Annotated in this window: 18 protein-coding genes; 7 read left to right on the plus strand and 11 right to left on the minus strand. The window is 64.4% G+C overall.

The genetic code is table 11. The features are described 5' to 3' along the window. The first annotated feature begins 37 nt into the window (after positions 1–37). On the plus strand, positions 38–1,489 hold the full coding sequence (gene gabD, locus E1N52_RS33000; RefSeq protein WP_133187796.1) for an NADP-dependent succinate-semialdehyde dehydrogenase: 1,452 nt from the start codon (positions 38–40) through the stop codon (positions 1,487–1,489). Positions 1,490–1,579: 90 nt separating this feature from the next. On the opposite strand, the gene E1N52_RS33005 is transcribed toward gabD, so the two are convergent. From E1N52_RS33005 to E1N52_RS33035, 7 genes are all read right to left on the minus strand, one after another. Further along, on the minus strand, positions 1,580–2,197 hold the full coding sequence (locus E1N52_RS33005) for a hypothetical protein (RefSeq protein ID WP_133187798.1): 618 nt from the start codon (positions 2,195–2,197) through the stop codon (positions 1,580–1,582). 1,231 nt (positions 2,198–3,428) lie between these two features. Further along, on the minus strand, positions 3,429–4,631 hold the full coding sequence (pcaF, locus tag E1N52_RS33010; RefSeq protein ID WP_133187800.1) for a 3-oxoadipyl-CoA thiolase: 1,203 nt from the start codon (positions 4,629–4,631) through the stop codon (positions 3,429–3,431). A 294-nt stretch (positions 4,632–4,925) separates the two neighbouring features. Continuing rightward, positions 4,926–5,246, minus strand: a complete 321-nt coding sequence (gene cyoD, locus E1N52_RS33015) for a cytochrome o ubiquinol oxidase subunit IV (RefSeq protein ID WP_133187802.1) — start codon at positions 5,244–5,246, stop codon at positions 4,926–4,928. Beyond that, complete coding sequence (gene cyoC, locus E1N52_RS33020) at positions 5,247–5,858, minus strand: cytochrome o ubiquinol oxidase subunit III (protein ID WP_133187804.1); 612 nt, start codon at positions 5,856–5,858, stop codon at positions 5,247–5,249. It lies immediately after the preceding gene. Next, on the minus strand, positions 5,858–7,867 hold the full coding sequence (cyoB, locus tag E1N52_RS33025) for a cytochrome o ubiquinol oxidase subunit I (RefSeq protein ID WP_133187806.1): 2,010 nt from the start codon (positions 7,865–7,867) through the stop codon (positions 5,858–5,860). Before cyoB ends, cyoC begins: the two co-directional genes overlap by 1 nt. A 5-nt stretch (positions 7,868–7,872) precedes the next feature. Then, on the minus strand, positions 7,873–8,766 hold the full coding sequence (gene cyoA, locus E1N52_RS33030) for a ubiquinol oxidase subunit II (protein ID WP_133187808.1): 894 nt from the start codon (positions 8,764–8,766) through the stop codon (positions 7,873–7,875). Positions 8,767–9,200: 434 nt separating this feature from the next. After that, positions 9,201–9,413, minus strand: a complete 213-nt coding sequence (locus E1N52_RS33035) for a hypothetical protein (protein WP_133187810.1) — start codon at positions 9,411–9,413, stop codon at positions 9,201–9,203. Here E1N52_RS33035 and E1N52_RS33040 point away from each other — a divergent pair. Further along, positions 9,412–10,236, plus strand: a complete 825-nt coding sequence (locus tag E1N52_RS33040; protein ID WP_133187812.1) for an IclR family transcriptional regulator — start codon at positions 9,412–9,414, stop codon at positions 10,234–10,236. The two genes, E1N52_RS33035 and E1N52_RS33040, sit on opposite strands and share 2 nt — an antisense overlap. A 59-nt stretch (positions 10,237–10,295) precedes the next feature. Here the strand turns inward: E1N52_RS33040 and E1N52_RS33045 are convergent, their stop codons facing one another. The 4 genes from E1N52_RS33045 to phnF all read right to left on the minus strand — a co-directional run bounded on the left by E1N52_RS33045 (position 10,296) and on the right by phnF (position 13,380). Further along, positions 10,296–11,225: a LysR family transcriptional regulator gene (locus tag E1N52_RS33045; RefSeq protein ID WP_133187814.1), complete on the minus strand. Its 930-nt coding sequence runs from the start codon at positions 11,223–11,225 to the stop codon at positions 10,296–10,298. 126 nt (positions 11,226–11,351) lie between these two features. Beyond that, positions 11,352–11,903 (minus strand): phosphonate metabolism protein/1,5-bisphosphokinase (PRPP-forming) PhnN, encoded by a 552-nt coding sequence (gene phnN, locus E1N52_RS33050; RefSeq protein ID WP_133187816.1) that lies wholly within the window; start codon positions 11,901–11,903, stop codon positions 11,352–11,354. Beyond that, positions 11,900–12,628: a DUF1045 domain-containing protein gene (locus E1N52_RS33055; RefSeq protein ID WP_133187818.1), complete on the minus strand. Its 729-nt coding sequence runs from the start codon at positions 12,626–12,628 to the stop codon at positions 11,900–11,902. The genes phnN and E1N52_RS33055 overlap by 4 nt, the downstream gene beginning before the upstream one ends. Further along, positions 12,625–13,380 carry a phosphonate metabolism transcriptional regulator PhnF gene (gene phnF / locus E1N52_RS33060; RefSeq protein ID WP_133187820.1) on the minus strand — a complete coding sequence of 252 codons (756 nt, stop codon included), beginning with the start codon at positions 13,378–13,380 and terminating at the stop codon, positions 12,625–12,627. Before phnF ends, E1N52_RS33055 begins: the two co-directional genes overlap by 4 nt. Positions 13,381–13,598: 218 nt before the next feature. Here phnF and phnG point away from each other — a divergent pair, with 218 nt between their 5' ends. The 5 genes from phnG to phnK are packed head-to-tail and all read left to right on the plus strand — an operon-like array spanning position 13,599 to position 17,572. Beyond that, positions 13,599–14,117: a phosphonate C-P lyase system protein PhnG gene (phnG, locus tag E1N52_RS33065; protein ID WP_133187822.1), complete on the plus strand. Its 519-nt coding sequence runs from the start codon at positions 13,599–13,601 to the stop codon at positions 14,115–14,117. Then, a complete protein-coding gene (gene phnH, locus E1N52_RS33070) occupies positions 14,114–14,755 on the plus strand; it encodes a phosphonate C-P lyase system protein PhnH (protein WP_133187824.1) in 642 nt (213 codons plus the stop codon). The genes phnG and phnH overlap by 4 nt, the downstream gene beginning before the upstream one ends. Then, positions 14,755–15,879, plus strand: coding sequence for a carbon-phosphorus lyase complex subunit (locus E1N52_RS33075; RefSeq protein WP_133187826.1), 1,125 nt, complete (start codon positions 14,755–14,757; stop codon positions 15,877–15,879). Before phnH ends, E1N52_RS33075 begins: the two co-directional genes overlap by 1 nt. Beyond that, positions 15,876–16,805 (plus strand): alpha-D-ribose 1-methylphosphonate 5-phosphate C-P-lyase PhnJ, encoded by a 930-nt coding sequence (locus E1N52_RS33080; protein WP_133187828.1) that lies wholly within the window; start codon positions 15,876–15,878, stop codon positions 16,803–16,805. Before E1N52_RS33075 ends, E1N52_RS33080 begins: the two co-directional genes overlap by 4 nt. After that, positions 16,802–17,572 carry a phosphonate C-P lyase system protein PhnK gene (gene phnK / locus E1N52_RS33085; RefSeq protein ID WP_133187830.1) on the plus strand — a complete coding sequence of 257 codons (771 nt, stop codon included), beginning with the start codon at positions 16,802–16,804 and terminating at the stop codon, positions 17,570–17,572. The genes E1N52_RS33080 and phnK overlap by 4 nt, the downstream gene beginning before the upstream one ends. The last annotated feature ends 10 nt before the right edge of the window (positions 17,573–17,582 follow it).

The raw sequence follows: 17,582 nt of genomic DNA on the forward strand, positions 1-17,582 counted from the left end.
CGTTCTAAATGAATCGAAGTCAGTCCGGAGTGCAAGCATGAATCTGAAAGACGCATCGCTGCTGCAAACCAGCGCCTTTATCAACGGCGAATGGCAAGGCGCCGAAGACGGCGCCACGTTCGAAGTGAAGAACCCCGCCACCGGCGCGGTGATCGGCACGGTGCCGCGCATGGGCGCCGCCGAAACGCGCCGCGCAATCGCCGCCGCGAATGCCGCATGGCCCGCATGGCGCGCGAAGACCGCGAAGGAGCGCAGCGTCATCCTGCGCAAGTGGCACGACCTGATGATGGAAAACGCCGACGACCTCGCGCTCATCCTCACCACGGAACAAGGCAAGCCGCTCGCCGAGGCGAAGGGCGAGATCGGCTACGCCGCATCGTTCCTCGAATGGTTCGCGGAAGAAGGCAAGCGCATTTATGGCGACACGATCCCCACGCCCGCCAACGACAAGCGCATCGTCGTGACGAAGGAACCCGTGGGCGTGTGCGCCGCGATCACGCCGTGGAATTTCCCCGCCGCGATGATCACCCGCAAGGTCGGCCCCGCACTCGCCGCAGGCTGCCCGATCGTGCTCAAGCCCGCCGAAGCCACGCCGTTCTCGGCACTCGCGCTGGCTGTGTTGGCCGAGCGCGCAGGCGTGCCGCGCGGTGTGTTCAGCGTCGTGACGGGCGACCCGAAGGCGATCGGCGGCGAGCTCACGAGCAACCCGACCGTGCGCAAGCTCTCGTTCACGGGCTCGACGCCGGTGGGCCGCCTGCTCATGAGCCAGTGCGCCTCGACGGTCAAGAAGGTGTCGCTGGAACTAGGCGGCAACGCGCCGTTCATCGTGTTCGAAGATGCCGATCTCGATGCGGCCGTAGCCGGTGCCATCGCCTCGAAGTATCGCAACAGCGGCCAGACCTGCGTGTGCACGAACCGCTTCTACGTGCACGACGCCGTGTACGACGCGTTCGCGGCCAAGCTGCGCGACGCGGTGGAAAAGCTCAAGGTCGGCCTCGGCACGGAGGCCGGCGTGACGCAAGGCCCGCTCATCAACGAAGCGGCCGTGCTGAAGGTGGAATCGCATATCGAAGATGCGCTCGCCAAAGGCGCTCAGGTGACCACGGGCGGCAAGCGCCACGCGCTCGGCCACGGCTTTTTCGAGCCGACCATCCTCACCGGCGTCACGCCCGCGATGAAGGTTGCGCGCGACGAAACCTTCGGGCCGCTCGCACCGCTCTTCCGCTTCTCGTCCGATGAAGAAGTGATCAGGATGGCGAACGATACCGAGTTCGGTCTCGCCGCCTACTTCTACAGCCGCGACATCGGCCGCGTGTGGCGCGTAGCCGAAGCGCTCGAATACGGCATGGTGGGCATCAACACCGGCCTGATCTCGAACGAAGTCGCGCCGTTTGGCGGCGTGAAGCAGTCTGGCCTTGGTCGCGAAGGCTCGCACTACGGCGTGGACGACTACGTGGTGATCAAGTACATGTGCATGGCTGGCATGTAACGAGCCAACGAAAAACGGGCGCCTTCTGAGGCGCCCGTTCGGATCGCAAAAAAGGAGCCGGCGCCGCAATGCGCCGGCTTTTTTATGTGCTTACTGCGTGGCGCCAACCGGGGTCACCTGCGTCGCATAAGCGGAAACGAACACGGCGTGGATCGTGTCGCCGACCTTTAGAGTCTTGAGGTCGATATCGGGCGTGGCTTGCAGCGTGACGGTCTGATACGCGCCGCGCAGCGTCACCTCGCGCTTCTTCGCGTTGATATGCTGCACCGTGGCCTGGACTTCGACCTGGCGCGCGGCGTCGTAGCCCGACGATGCGGGGAGATAGACATTGGTATCCACACGCTTGCGAATACCCTGGTCCTTGCCCGTTACCTTTTCGGCGGTCACGAGGAGCGCGTTCTTGTAGAGCACGTCGACGGTGTCGCCGACCTTGAGTTGATCGAAGTTGCTGACCTGCTGGCTGAGCGCGATATCGACATCATTGCCGCGCGGCCCCCGCAGCGTAACGACGCGCGCAGCGCGATCGATGCCGACGATCTTCGCCTGGATATGCACCGGCTCCGCCTTGGCGAGCACGTCCTGCGCCGCACTGGCAAGCGCGCTTTGCCCTTGCGGCGCCGAAGCGGGCGCGTCGTTTTGCGCAAACGCCGCCTGCGAAAGGCCAACGCTCACCACCCATGCCGCCGCCAGAATCGCTGCCTTCGTCATTCACCTTCTCCTCGTCAAACGCGTTTGAATTGATCGCCGTATTGGCATCCGCGTGGGGCGCCGAACTGCCACCGATTCTACGCGCGGCCTTTAAAACGAGGATGCTACCTGGCCGGAAACGAGTCAGAGTATCGCCAATAAGTGAGGCTAATTGCCGAAGGGTTTGTAGAAGCTCAAATCCCTGTGCGATTTGCGCGCTGAAACGAATCGCGTAATTGTTTCGTGTCGCGAAATATTCATTTTGTGCATGGCGTTGTTGTGTGGTGCTTATGCGCCTTGCAGCATTGGGGCAAGCGGGTTTCCATCGCGATGCTTCCTTTTTCATATTGATTAGGCATCCGTATTTATTTAGCCACTCGCTTTACGTGTTATTTCTGTCGAACAGCTAGCATTTCACCCACTCATGGCTAATGGCGTGCGCCGACAGATGGCAGGGCGATATGCGCTTAGTCTTGTACGCCGCACGCGATAACCTGAGCAGGTTGCAAGCAAGGCGTGCAGCGGGGCTTTTGAAGTTTGCACTCCATACGCTCAATATCGCCGTGCGCCTGCAACAACTGAACGCCGGCAGACTCGATACAGCACTTACAGACGATTACACATGGGGCACACCTTGCAATCGGTGCTGCTCATACAATCGACGCGTCGAAAGTCTTGGGGAGACGATAGTGAGAAAAGTACGAACGATCATTGCGACAGCGGCCTGCCTGCTGGCTTGCGCTTCGCTTACCGCTTACGCGCATGGCGGCGGCAATGGTGGCGGTAGCGGAGGCGGCAACGGCGGGGGAAATGGCAATGGCGCCGCGCTGGGCGCGGGCGTCGGCGTTGGACACTCGGACGCTGGCCACACGGACGGAATGTCGCTGGGCCATATGAGCCATGTGGGGTTCAGCAACACGAACAGCCACGTTTCGGCGGACCGTGACAAGGGCCTGGCCCGAGCGGGCGACCGGTCTGGGCACCACGCGCGCAGTCACAGTTTGCATGCGGATGGCAGGTCGGCGAGCCATATGAGCGAGCGGGGCCTGAGCGAAACGAACAGCCACATCTCGGCAGACCGAGACAAGGGCCTCGCGCGGGCGGCTGACCGTTCGGCGTTGCCGTCGCAACCGCACGCAGCCGACCCAACCTGAACAAGAGCGCCGCCAGGTAAGACCAGGGCGCGCAGCAAAACAAAAAAGCCGCGGATCGAATTCGATCCGCGGCTTTTTCAATTCAGCGCGACCAGGAATCAGACACGCTCGATAGCGATCGCAATCCCCTGCCCCACGCCGATACACATCGTGCAAAGCGCAAAGCGCCCTTGCGTGCGATGGAGCTGATACGTGGCGGTGGTCACGAGGCGCGCGCCGCTCATCCCGAGCGGATGGCCAAGCGCAATCGCGCCGCCGTTCGGATTGACGCGAGGATCATCATCGGCAACGCCGAGCATGCGCAACACGGCGAGCCCTTGCGAAGCAAAAGCTTCGTTCAACTCGATAACATCGAACTGATCGATGGTCATGTTCAAACGCGCGAGGAGCTTCTGCGTAGCGGGCGCCGGACCGATACCCATCACGCGCGGCGCGACGCCGGCCGTCGCGATACCGAGCACGCGCGCACGCGGCACGAGCCCAAAGCGCTTGGCGTTTTCCTCATTGGCGAGGAGCAGCGCGCAAGCGCCGTCATTCACACCCGAAGCATTGCCAGCCGTCACCGAGCCATCCGGGCGCACGACGCCCTTGAGCTTGGCAAGCGCTTCGAGGCTCGTCTCACGCGGATGCTCGTCGCGCGAGAAAACAATCGGATCGCCCTTCTTCTGCGCAATCGTCACTGCGACGATCTCTTGCGCCAGCGTGCCATCCGCCTGGGCACGAGCCGCTTTCTGCTGACTGCGAACCGCAAATGCGTCCTGATCGGCGCGGCTCACGTTGTAGTCGACGGCGACGTTCTCGCCCGTTTCCGGCATCGAGTCCACACCGTACTGCTGCTTCATCAGCGGATTGACGAAGCGCCAGCCAATCGTCGTGTCGTAAATCGCGGCGTCGCGAGCGAAGGCGCTCGCCGCCTTGCCCATGACGAATGGCGCGCGGCTCATGCTTTCCACGCCGCCTGCAATCATCAGCCCGGTTTCGCCCGACTTGAGCGCGCGCGCGGCAATGCCCACGGCGTCCATGCCGGAGCCGCACAGGCGGTTCACCGTCGAGCCCGGCACGGCCTGCGGCAAGCCCGCCAGCAGCGACGACATGCGCGCGACGTTACGGTTGTCCTCGCCCGCCTGGTTCGCGCAGCCGTAGATGACGTCGTCGATGGCCGTCCAGTCCACGTCCTTGTTGCGCTCCATGAGCGCCTTGAGCGGAACGGCGCCGAGGTCGTCGGCGCGAACCTGGGAAAGGGCGCCCGCGTAGCGGCCGATAGGCGTGCGAATCGCGTCGCAGATGAATGCTTCCGTCATGTGAGTCTCCTTTCGATCGCAGCCACTTGATGCGATCCCATGCAAAGATGATTGAGATTGACGGACTGCGCGGGCGAAAATGGGAGATCGAACGCGCACGTCCTCGTGCGATTTGTTCGACTGTCGAACCAATGATCGTTAATCGAACAATTTGACGGCCATAATAGGCGCGTCCTGGGACGGGTGTCAAGCACGCGGACCTGGGTCCAAAAGCGAAAAAGCCGCACAGGACAGGTACCCGTGCGGCTTTGCGAGTTCAGGCGGGCGCGAGGCGCCAGCCAGTGAGGCGAACGCTTAACGCGACATCATGAGCATGCCGACGTTGTGCATGACCCAGATCGTGCCGAAGATCAGGAACGCCGCGGCCAGCACCGTGTACGCGAGCGACAGGACGTTCCAGCCCTGCCCCGGCGACGTGTTCAGATGCAGGAAGAACACGAGGTGCACGACCACCTGCACGAAGGCAAGCACCGCGATCACGATCATGGCCGTGGTGGCATCGAGCGCGCCGTGCAGGACTACGCCGAATGCGCCCGCGGTAAGCATCACCGAAAGAATGAAGCCCGCCACATAGCTGCCGAGGCTGCCGTGCGACTCCGCATGAGATTGAGCCATTTAGAGCACGCTCCCCAGATAGACAAAAGTAAACACGCAGATCCACACCACGTCGAGAAAGTGCCAGAAGAGGCTCAGGCAGGTGAGGCGGCGGATTTCCTGCTCGCCCAGCTCCCGTGCGCGAACCACCTGGATCATCATCACGAGCATCCACAGCAGGCCGAAGAACACGTGCAGGCCGTGCGTGGCGACAAGCGTGAAGAACGACGAGAGGAACGCGCTGCGCTGCGGGCCGGCGCCTTCTGCGATCAGGTGCGAAAATTCGCGCAGTTCGAGCACGAGGAACGACGCACCCAGAATGAAGGTGACGGCGAGCCATCCGAGCACGACGCCGTTCTTGCGCTGGTGCGCGCCGAGCATCGCGAAGCCGTACGTGATGCTCGAAAGCAGCAGCACGGCCGTTTCGAGCGCCACGCCCGGAATGTCGAACAGGTCCTTGCCAGTGGGGCCGCCCGCGAACTGGTGGCCCAGCACGCCGAACGTGGCGAACAGCGCCGCGAACAGCAGGCAGTCGGTCATCAGGTAGACCCAGAAGCCGAATACCGAGTGCGACTGCGGGTGATCGTGGTGATCGAGTTCGGCAAGGGTTGCCGCATTGGTTTTCTGTAACATCAGACTGCCTCCTCGGCGACCAGGTCACGCTTGGCCACGGCGGCGCCGGTGCCAAAGCGGCTTTCTTCGATCTCGCGGACCTTCGCGGCCGGAATGTAGTAACCGTCGTTGTTGCCGAAGCTCTTGAGGATGACTGTCAGCACGACGCCCACGAACCCGAGCACCGCAAGCCACGTGATGTGCCACACGCCCGCGAAACCCAGCACGAGGCTGAAGAGGCCGATGAAGAGGCCTGCCGACGTGTTCGACGGCATGTGGATGTCGCTGTATTTCGCGGCGAGGCCCGGAGCGCGGCCCGCTTCCTTCATGTGCGCGAAGGCGTCGATGTCGTCCACGTGCGGAATGACCGCGAAGTTATAGACCGCCGGCGGCGACGACGTTGCCCATTCGAGCGTGCGGCCGTCCCACGGATCGCCGGTCACGTCCTTGCATTCGGCCTTGTTGCGGTTCACGAAGGCCATCACCCACAGCAGGACCTGGCACACGATGCCGACCGCGATGATCGCAGAGCCAATTGCGGCGACCACGAAGTACGGATGCCATTCGGGCACGTCGTAGTGGTTGGTACGACGCGTGGCGCCCATGAAACCGAGCACGTAGAGCGGCACGAAGGCCACGTAGAAGCCGACGAACCAGCACCAGAACGACGCCTTGCCGAGCTTTTCGCTGGGCTTGAGACCGAACACCTTCGGGAACCAGTACTGCAGGCCCGCGAGATAACCGAACACCACGCCGCCGATAATCGCGTTGTGGAAGTGAGCGATCAGGAAGAGCGAGTTGTGGAGCACGAAGTCCGCACCCGGAATCGCGAGCATCACACCGGTCATGCCGGCGATCGAGAACGTCACCATGAAGCCGACGGTCCAGAGCACGGGCGCGGTGAAGTGCACACGGCCGCGATACATCGTGAACAGCCAGTTGAAGATCTTCACGCCGGTGGGAATGGCAATGACCATCGTCGCGATACCGAAGAACGCGTTGACGTCGGCGCCCGAACCCATCGTGAAGAAGTGGTGCGCCCAAACGAGGAACGCCAGCACCATGATCGCGCACGAGGCGTAGACCATCGTCTTGTAGCCAAACAGCGGCTTCTTGCAGAACGTGGCCATCACTTCCGAATAGATGCCGAACGCAGGCAGCACGAGGATGTACACCTCGGGGTGGCCCCACGCCCAGATCAGGTTCAGATACAGCATGGCGTTACCGCCCAGCTCGTTCGTGAAGAAGTGCGTGCCGACGTAGCGGTCGAGGCCGAGCAGCGCCACCGCGATCGTGAGGATCGGGAACGTGGCCATGATGAGCACGTTCGAGCACAGCGCCGTCCACGTGAACACGGGCATCTTCATGAGCGTCATGCCGGGCGCGCGCATCTTCACGATCGTGACGAAGAAGTTCACGGCCGTGATCAAGGTGCCGACGCCCGAAAGCTGGACCGCCCATATGTAATAGTCGACCCCCACGTCCGGACTGAACTGCAGCTCGGAGAGCGGCGGATACGCGAGCCAGCCTACCTTTGCGAACTCGCCGACCACGAGCGAAATGTTGATGAGGATCGCGCTGATCGCCGTCATCCAGAACGAGAGCGAGTTCAGGAACGGGAACGCCACGTCGCGCGCGCCGATCTGCAGGGGCACGACGAGGTTGAAGAAGCCGACCATGAGCGCCATCGCCATGAAGAAGATCATGATGACGCCGTGCGCCGTGAAGATCTGGTCGAAGTGATGTGGCGGCAGATAGCCGGGCGAATTAAACGCCATGGCCTGCTGGATGCGCATCATGACCGCGTCGGCGAAACCGCGGACGAGCATGAGCACCGCCACGATCATGTACATCACGCCGATGCGTTTGTGGTCCACGCTCGTGAGCCACTCGGTCCAGATGTACTTCCACTTGCCGGCCACGGTAACGAAACCGAGCACGCCGATGACGATCAGCGCCATGAACGCCGCCGCGCCCATGATGATGGGCTGATCGAACGGGATCGCCTCTAATGTGAGTTTTCCGAACATGCTGCTTACCCCTTGGTCACGCAGGACGGGTCGAAATTCGTGACGTGCCCGTTGTTGTACTTCGCGATGATGTTATTGAAGAGCTTCGGGTCGACGGTCGAGAAGTACTGCACCGGCGCCTTCTCCTGCGGCTTCGCAACCGTTGCGTACTCGTCCATCGAAAGCTGGGTGGACGACGTCTTCACTTTCTGCACCCACGCGTCGAAGTCCTGCTGGCTCGTGGCGAGCGTGCGGAACTTCATGTCCGAGAAGCCCTTGCCGCTGTAGTTGGACGAGAGCCCGTCGAAGTCGCCCGCTTCGTCGGCGATCAGGTGCAGGCGCGTTTGCATGCCCGCCATGGCGTAGACCTGGGTGCCCAGCTGCGGGATGAAGAACGAGTTCATCACCGAATCCGACGTGATGCGGAAGTTGACCGGCGTGCCCACCGGCACGGCGAGCTGGTTCACCGAGGCAATGCCAAGGTCCGGGTAGATGAAGAGCCATTTCCAGTCGAGCGCGACGACCTCGACGTTGATGGGCTTCACGCTCGACTCCAGCGGCTTGTACGGGTCGAGTTCGTGCGACGTGCGCCACGTGAGGATGGCGAGGAACAGGATGATTGCGGCCGGAATGGCCCAGACCACCACTTCGATCGCCGTGGAGTGGGCCCACTTCGGCGCGTAGGTCGCGTTGCGGTTCGAGGCGCGGTAGCGCCACGCGAACAGGAGCGTCAGGATGATGACGGGCACCACGACCAGCAGCATGGCCCACGTGGCCGTGAGGATGAGCGACTTCTCGGCCACGCCCACGCTGCCCTTCGGGTCCAGCACGGCAAAATTGCCGCTGCACCCCGCAAGAGAAACGAGCAGCCCGCTACCGAGGGGGATTAACCACCTTTTAAAGGCTTTTCTGTCTTTCATGTTTGCCTGTTCTTCCGTTGTCCACCAAAACGCGTAACACCCAACACATTTGCATCGCAAATTCGCCACGCAAAATGCACCCGTATCGTATTCAGCGCGATTCTACGGAAACGCCAATCTCAAAATTTGATCTTTGCTAAGGATTGGCCAGCAGGACAAAGCTCGCTCAAGCAAGCGCGACGGAAAGCCGCAATTATCTTTCCAATAGCTTTCATCCTTAAAACGCCCACTGCACAGCGGTTTCGGCGTGATGCCCAGTGCGCGGGCAAGCGAAGAAGGGCACCGGCGATACGCGCGGCGCAAGCGAAGAATTGTCAGAAAGTGTGCCAATTCATTCGAATTTCGACATTACTTTTATCCCGATTTAATTTGAAGTAGTGTCAACATTCAGACATGAATAATCGGTTCACGAATCAATCATTCTTCGCCAAAAATTAATTGACCGGAATCAAATAACTGAATGCCAAATAATCTGATGTGCGCATTTGACGCACGTCATGCCACGCCGCACTATCGATGTAGACGCAGACGTCCCGCAGCGAAAGTGAGCGCCCGCCTCGACCTCGCCGCTTGTTGGCGAAACCGATCGCTTGGGTTATCTTGATAGGTTCTTCAAGCGCCGCAGCAAGACCGAACGCCACGCCCATGAATTCTGCTTCCAGTGCCTCGCCAGACCGCTCCGCCGACCAGCAGGAGATCCCCGAAAAGCCGGGCGACTCCTATGTGCAGTCGTTCGCGCGCGGGCTTTCGGTGATCCGCGCGTTCAACGCCGAGCATCCCGAGCAGACCCTCACCGACGTCGCCGCCGCCACGGGCCTCACGCGCGCCGGAGCGCGCCGCATTCTGCTCACGCTGCAGACGCTCGGCTACGTCGAAGCCGAAGGGCGGCTCTTTCGCCTCACCCCGCGCATTCTCGATCTGGGCTTCGCGTACCTCACGTCGATGCCGTTCTGGAATCTTGCCGAACCGGTCATGGAAGAGCTGTCGCAGGAAGTGCATGAGAGCTGCTCGGCGGCCGTGCTTGACCGCACCGAGATCGTCTACGTGCTGCGTGTGCCCACGCACAAGATCATGACGATCAACCTCTCGATCGGCAGCCGCCTGCCCGCCTACTGCACCTCAATGGGGCGCGTGCTGCTCGCGTCGCTCGATGACGCCGCGCTCGACGAAACGCTCGGCTCCTCGCCGCTCTATGCGCATACGGCGCGCACGGTCACCGACGTCGGCGAACTCAAGAAGATCATCGCCCAGGTGCGCCAGCAGGGCTGGGCCATTGTCGACCAGGAACTGGAAGGCGGCCTCATCTCGATCTCCGCGCCTATCCGCAACCGGCAGGGCCGCGTGATCGCCGCGATGAACATCAGCGGCAACGCGCAGCGCACGTCGGCCAGGCAGATGGTGAAGACCTTCCTCGATCCGCTTCAGCAAGCCGCGGCGCGTGTGTCCGGCATGGTCGCGCGGCGCACGTAAAAACAACGGGGCGCAAGCGGGCGCGCCTGGGCAAGCCGCCCCGGCGCGCTCGAGCCATTTCAGGCAACCTCGGCAAACACCTGCACGAGCCAGTCGGCGAAAGCGCGCACGCGCAGCGACAACTGGCGGTTCTGCGGATACAGCACCGAGACCGGCAAGGGCGGCGGCGGATACGCGGGCAGCACGACGCACAGCTCGCCGTTGGCGAGCAGCTCGCGCACGCGGTAGCGCGGCACCTGCACGATGCCGAGCCCCGACAGCGCGCCCGCCGTATAGAGTTCCGCGCCGTTCACGGCCACCGGGCCCGGCAGCGTCACGTGGGCGATACCGTCGGCTGTCGTGAATTCGAGCGGGAGCGCGCGGCCTGTGGCCGGCGAAACATAGTTCACGGCGCGATGGCCGGGTCTACCCGGCCGGCCCGGATTTTCCGTGTGCGTGCCGGCGAGCGCCTCGATCGATTCCGGGTCGCCATGCCGCTCCAGATAGGCGGGGCTCGCGCAGGTCACCTGCTCGAGCAGCGCCACGCGCCGCGCAACCATCGAGGAGTCGGCCAGCTCGCCCGCGCGCAGCACGCAGTCCACGCCCTCGCGCACGAGATCGACGAAGTGGTCGCCCGAGCCGATGAAGAGTTCGATGCGCGGATAGCGCGCGAGAAAGTCGGGCAGGCGCGGCATCACGAAATACTGCGTGAGCGTGCCCTGCATGTTCACGCGCAAGCGCCCCTGCGGATCGGTGTCGCGAAACGCCTCCTCGGTTTCCTCGAGGTCGGCGAGCAGGCGCATGCAGCGTTGGTAGTAGGCGTCGCCGTCGAGCGTCGGCTTGACCTGGCGTGTGGTGCGTTCGAGCAAGCGCACGCCAAGGCGCGCTTCTAGGCGCTTGATCGAGTTGGTGACCGTCGCGCGCGGCAAGTTCAGATCCTCGGCCGCCTGCGTGAAGCTGCGGCGGTCGACGATGCGCGTGAAAATCTGCATCTCCTGGAAGCGGTCCAAGGGCATTCTCGTTGAGTTCTTGGGGTCGCCTGCATCTTCTCATGGCAACCACGCCCAACCAAAAATCCCCCAGCCCGTTCGAGCCCTTAAGCGGCTGTTAAGCGGCGCTTAAGGACGGCGCCGCGACTATCCGGCCGCCACCTGCCGCACGAGTTCGACGAACGCCCCGCCCGCTTCCTCCAGGTGCCCCGAGTTGTCGATGCGCGCGTACGCCGCGCCCGACGGCACCTCGAACGGCGCGCGCCGCGCGAGACGCAACGCGACCTGCTCGGGCGTTTCGCGCGCCCGGGATGCGAGGCGCGCGGCCAGCACATGCTGCGCGGCCTCGATGTGCACGAGCGTCATGCGCGGATAGCGCTCGAACGCCTCGCCAGCGTAAGCGCGCGAACCGTTCACCACAACGGTGCAGCCGAGCGCCATCCATTGATCGATCTCCACGCCCACGCCGTAGCGCAGCGCGTGGCTGCGCCATTGCAACGCAAAGAGGCCGCGCTGCGAACGCGTCTCGAATTCGGCCTCGGTGAGCGCGATGTGGTTCTCGCCGCCGCTGTCTTCGCGCGTGATGTAGCGATGCGCGAAGACGACGTCTTCGCCGGACAGGCGCTCGCGCGCGTAACGCAGCAGCGTGTCCTTGCCCGCGCCCGAAGGCCCCATTACGTAGATCAGACCGCCCTTCATGCGCGGGCCCCCGCGAACGGCAAGCGGCGCCACAGCGCGAACGGCGCGCCCGGCTCGGGCTCGACGAAGAGCGCCGCGCCATCTACCGGCAGCGGGTTTGCACCCTGCATCTGCGTGTTCCAGGCATCGACGAGTTGCGCGCACGTCTGCGCGTCGTTCAGCGAATCGGATAGCGTCATGTGAAAGCGGAATTCTTCGAACACGTACGGGTAGCCCCACTCTTCGACGTAAGTGCGCTGACGCTGCGTGAGCGGCGCGTCGAGGCGCTTCGCGAGTTCGGCGGGCGTTTGCGGGGCGCGCAGCGAACCGAGCGCGCGAAGTGCGTTGGCAGCCAGCTCGCGCAGCGCGGTTTCGCCGGCATCGTCGGCGGGGCGCAGCGCCACGAAGCGGCCGAGCAGCGCCGCCTCGACATTGGCTTCGAAGCGTGCCTGCCCTTGTGCCCACTGCTGCGCGGCGGCAAGGAGCGCCGCGGGCGTCACGCCCGGCGCGAGACGGAACGGCGGCACGAGCGTGCCGTGCCAGCCGTAGCGGCGTGGCGCAACCGTGAGCGTTTCCAGCGGCTGCGGCAGGCCCGCGAGCCAAGACGGCGGCGCGAGCGTGTCGCCCGTCTCCGGATCGCGGCCAAGCCACGCGCAGCCCGCCTGCCACCACACCGACTCGCGCGGCGGCGCATAGTAAAGCGCGAAGCGCGCGGCGGAGCGGAAGGCTTCGTGCAGCACGCTCATATGTCGTGCTCCACCATCAGCTGCACGCGGTCGGCGGCGAAGTGCGTGATACCGTACTTGATCGGCACGCCTTCGAGATCGACGTCGACGTTTTCCACCCACAGCACCGGCTGCTGCCGGTTGATGTTCAAACGCCGCGCCACCTCGGCCTCGGGCAGCACGCTGCCGATACGGCTCCACTTGCGCAGATAGTCGGTCACGCCGTATTCGGCGAGGGCCTTCGATGTGCTGTCGACGCGCTCCATGACCACGGGCAGATCGGCGAAGCGCGCGGCGGGGTACCAGCTGCGCGCATAAGTGAGCGGCACGCCGTCCGACTCGTGCAGCGTTTCGAGCCGGTAGACGAGTGCGCCCGCACGCAGGCCGAGCGCCTTGGCGACCGTGGGGTCCGCCTTCCCGCGCGACGACGAGAGCAGCTTGCCCGCCGCCGAATGCTGATGGCGCTTCAGGTTCTCGGTAAAGCGCGTGCGCTTGCCGATGGTGTAGTCGATCGCGCCGGGCTGCACGAAGGTGCCGCGCCCCTGCTCCACGCTCACGAGTCCCAACGCCGCGAGGCCCAGCATCGCGCGCCGCACCGTGTGGCGGTTTACGTCGAAACGGCGCGCAAGCTCGCCCTCGCTAGGCAGCCGGCCGTCTTCGCCGAAGCCCTTCGCGGCGATCTCGGCAGCGAGGATCTGCTCGATCTGCCGCCACACCGCCACACCCGCGCCGCGCTCAAGCAGGCTGGACGGCGCCTCGTCGTTCGATGTCATGGTGCTGTCATTCCTCTCGGTTCCAATAGCGTTTTGTGCATTGTAGTGCGCAGGGCGTGATGGAAATATGAAAACCTTCATTGCGTCCGCGTTGGACGACTGTACCACTAAACGTCTAGACGTTTAGATGAATAGATGGTTCAATCGAGGTCCAGACAAGGTTGTTCGCAGGTGCAGTTGCCATGTCCGTTCCCCCCGTTCACGACACAGGAACTCCGATGAACGCTTCCTCCACCCCATCCTCCGCGTCGGCAACCCGCCGCGCATGGATGGCCGTTCTCGCGCACACCCCGCGCGCCGAACTCGAAGCGGCGCTGAGCGCCGCGCTCGCCGGTGCGCCCGAGCCCGCTTTCGACTGGCTGCGTCCGCCCCAAACCGGACTGGCCATGGTACGCGGGCGCATTGGCGGCACCGGCGACGCCTTCAACCTGGGCGAAGCCACCGTCACGCGCGCCACGCTGCGCCTGCGCGCCTCGGGCACCGAGCGCGCCGAAGGCGGCGATGCAAGCCAGCCCGGCCCGGTCGGCGTGGCCTGCCATCTGGGCCGCGACAAGCGCCGCGCCGAGCTGGCCGCGCTCGCCGATGCGCTGCTGCAGCTCCCCGCGCGCCACGATCAGTTGCATGCCAGCCTGATCGAGCCGCTCGCCGCGCGTCTCGCCGCACAACGCGACGCGCGCCGCGCCGACGCCGCCAGCACGCGGGTCGAATTCTTCACGATGGTTCGAGGTGACGCATGAGCGACCAACGCAATGCCATGACGCCCGATTTGCTCGCGGCGCTCGCGCCCGGCTTCGCCGATCCGGTTCACGACACGCAGACTGTGTTCCGCACGCTGCTCGACGCGCTCGCGCGCCCCGGCACGATCGGCGTGATCGAAACGCCGCTGCCGGCGGCCACGGCGGCGGATGCGTCCCCCGCGCGCGCCGGCCTCGCCGCCTTCGCGTCGCTGCTCGCACTCGCAGACTACGCCACACCGGTGTGGCTCGCTCAAGTCGACGCCGCGCTCGCAGCCGCGCTGCGCTTTCACGCAGGCGCGCCGCTTGCACAGCAAGCGCGCGAAGCCGCGTTCGCCTATGTGCACGACGCCGCCGCGCTGCCGCCGCTCGAAGACTTCGCGAGCGGCACGCCGGAGTCGCCGGAGCAGTCGGCCACGGTGTTCGTGCGTGTCGATTCGCTCACTGGCGGCGCGCCGCTCACGCTGCGCGGCCCCGGCATCGAAACGACCTGCAGCATTGCGCCCGTCGGTCTGCCCGAGCGCTTCTGGCGCGAACGCGCCGCCCTCGCGCCGCACTTCCCGTGCGGCATCGACTTCTATCTCGTGTGCGGCGACCGCCTGATGGGCCTGCCGCGCACCACTCTCGTGGAGATGCACTGATGTACGTCGCCGTCAAAGGAGGAGAGCGCGCGATCGAAGCGTCCTGGCGTCTGCTCGACGAGGCTCGCCGCGGCGATACGCGCGTGCCCGAGCTGAGCGTCGCGCAGATCCGCGAACAGATGCGTCTGGCCGTGGCGCGTGTGATGGCCGAAGGTTCGGTCTACGACGAAGAACTTGCCGCGCTCGCCATCAAGCAGGCCGCGGGCGATCTCGTCGAAGCGATCTTTTTGCTGCGCGCATATCGCACGACGCTGCCGCGTTTTGGCTATACGCAGCCGGTCGAAACGGAAAACATGGTGGTGGAGCGCCGCATTTCGGCCACCTTCAAGGACGTGCCCGGCGGCCAGGTGCTCGGCGCGACCTACGATTACACGCAGCGCCTGCTCGACTTCGCGCTGCTCGCCGAAGGCGACGACGCCGCGAGCGCCGAGCCCCAGGCGCCGCGAGCAACCCCGCCCGAAGAAGCGATGCCGCGCGTGGTTTCGCTGCTCGACAAGGAAGGCCTGATCGAGCAGGAAACGCGCTCGCCGCAGGCGCGCGAGCCCGGCGACCTCTCGCGCGAGCCGCTTGCGTTTCCTGCCGATCGCACCGTGCGCCTGCAAAATCTCGCACGCGGCGACGAAGGCTTCCTGCTCGCGATGGGCTATGCCACGCAGCGCGGCTACGCGCATTCGCACCCGTTCGCGGGCGAGATCCGCTTTGGTTCGGTCTGCGTAGAAATGATGCTGGACGAACTCGATGAAGCCGTAGAAATCGGCGAGATCGACTTGACCGAGTGCCAGATGATCAACCAGTTCGCGGGCGCGAAAGACGTGCCGCCGCAATTCACGCAAGGCTACGGTCTCGCGTTCGGCCACGCGGAGCGCAAGGCCATGGCGATGGCGCTGGTGGATCGCGCGCTGCGAGCCGAGGAGCTGGGCGAGACGATCGCCTCGCCGACTCAGGACATCGAATTCATGCTCTCGCACAGCGATAACGTGGAAGCCTCGGGCTTCGTTCAACACCTGAAGCTGCCGCACTACGTGGACTTCCAGGCTGAGCTGGAACTCGTGCGCAAGCTGCGCGCGCAGCACGAAAGCGACAGCGACGCGAATGCCGACGCGCAAAACAAGGAGGCTGCATGAACGCGCCCGATACGTTGCAATCCACCGCAGCCGAAGTCGCGTCGCACGAAACGCAGGCCGTCTCGGGCTACAACTTCGCGTACCTCGACGAGCAGACCAAGCGGATGCTGCGCCGCGCGCTCCTCAAGGCCGTGGCCGTGCCGGGCTACCAGGTCCCGTTTGCCTCGCGCGAAATGCCGCTGCCGTATGGCTGGGGCACGGGCGGCATCCAGGTGACGGCCGCGATCATCGGCGCGAAGGACACGCTCAAGGTGATCGACCAGGGCTCAGACGACACCACGAACGCCGTGAACATCCGCCGCTTTTTCGCGCGCACCACGGGTGTGGCCACCACGCGCCGCACGAGCGAGGCGTCGATCGTACAGACGCGGCACCGCATTCCCGAAACGCCGCTCACGGACAAGCAGATCCTCGTGTACCAGGTGCCGATGCCCGAGCCGCTGTTCCGCCTCGAGCCGCGCGTGGCCGAATGCAAGAAGCTGCATGCGCTAGCCGACTATGGCCTCATCAGCGTGAAGCTTTATGAGGACATCGTGCAGCACGGCAGCATCGCCACGACTTACGACTACCCGGTGACCGTGAACGGCCGTTATCTCACGTCGCCCTCGCCGATTCCGAAGTTCGACAACCCCAAGCTGCATATGAACGCCGCGCTGCAGTTGTTCGGCGCGGGCCGCGAGCGCCGCATCTACGCGATTCCGCCGTACACGCCGGTGAAAAGCCTTGACTTCGACGACCATCCGTTCGAAGTGCAGCGCTGGCAGCACGCGTGCGCCCTGTGCGGCTCGCGCGAGAGCTTCCTCGACGAGATGATCGTCGACGACTCAGGCAAACGCATGTTCGTCTGCTCGGACAGCGACTACTGCCACGACCGGCGCGAACAGATCGATGCGCACGCAACTAATGAAGCAGGAGAGAAAGCATGACGCCGCTGTTAAGCGCAAGATCGCTCACGAAGCAGTACGGCGGCCGTAACGGCTGCCGCGACGTGAGCTTCGACCTGTATCCCGGCGAGGTGCTGTGCATCGTCGGCGAATCGGGCTCGGGCAAGACCACGCTGCTCAACACGCTCGCGCTGCGCACCGAAAGCGATTCGGGCGAACTGAACTACACGAGCGCGAACGGCGAAACGCTCGACCTGCGCACGCTATCCGAGCCGCGCCGGCGCCTGCTTGCGCGCACCGAATGGGGCTTCGTGCAGCAGAATCCGCGTGACGGGCTTCGAGCAGGCGTCTCGGCCGGCGCCAATATCGGCGAGCCGCTGATGGCGGTGGGCGCGCGCCACTACGGGCAGATCCGCAACACGGCGCAGCAGTGGATGCAGCGCGTGGAACTGGACGCGCAGCGCATCGACGAATTGCCCTCGGCGTTTTCGGGCGGCATGCAGCAGCGCCTGCAAATCGCGCGCAATCTCGTCACGGGGCCGCGTCTCGTCTTCATGGACGAACCCACGGCCGGTCTCGACGTGTCCGTGCAGGCGCGCCTGCTCGACCTGCTGCGCACGCTCACGACCAACCTGCATCTTTCGGTGCTGATCGTCACGCACGACATCGGCGTGGCACGCCTGCTCGCACATCGCCTGATGGTGATGCAAGGCGGCACGGTGGTCGAATCGGGCCTGACCGACCAGGTGCTGGACGACCCGCAACATCCCTATACGCAGACGCTGGTGGCATCCGTGCTGCCGGTCTAGGATGAAAGAC

It is taken from the genome of Paraburkholderia guartelaensis (assembly GCF_004353905.1).
Lineage (GTDB): Bacteria > Pseudomonadota > Gammaproteobacteria > Burkholderiales > Burkholderiaceae > Paraburkholderia > Paraburkholderia guartelaensis.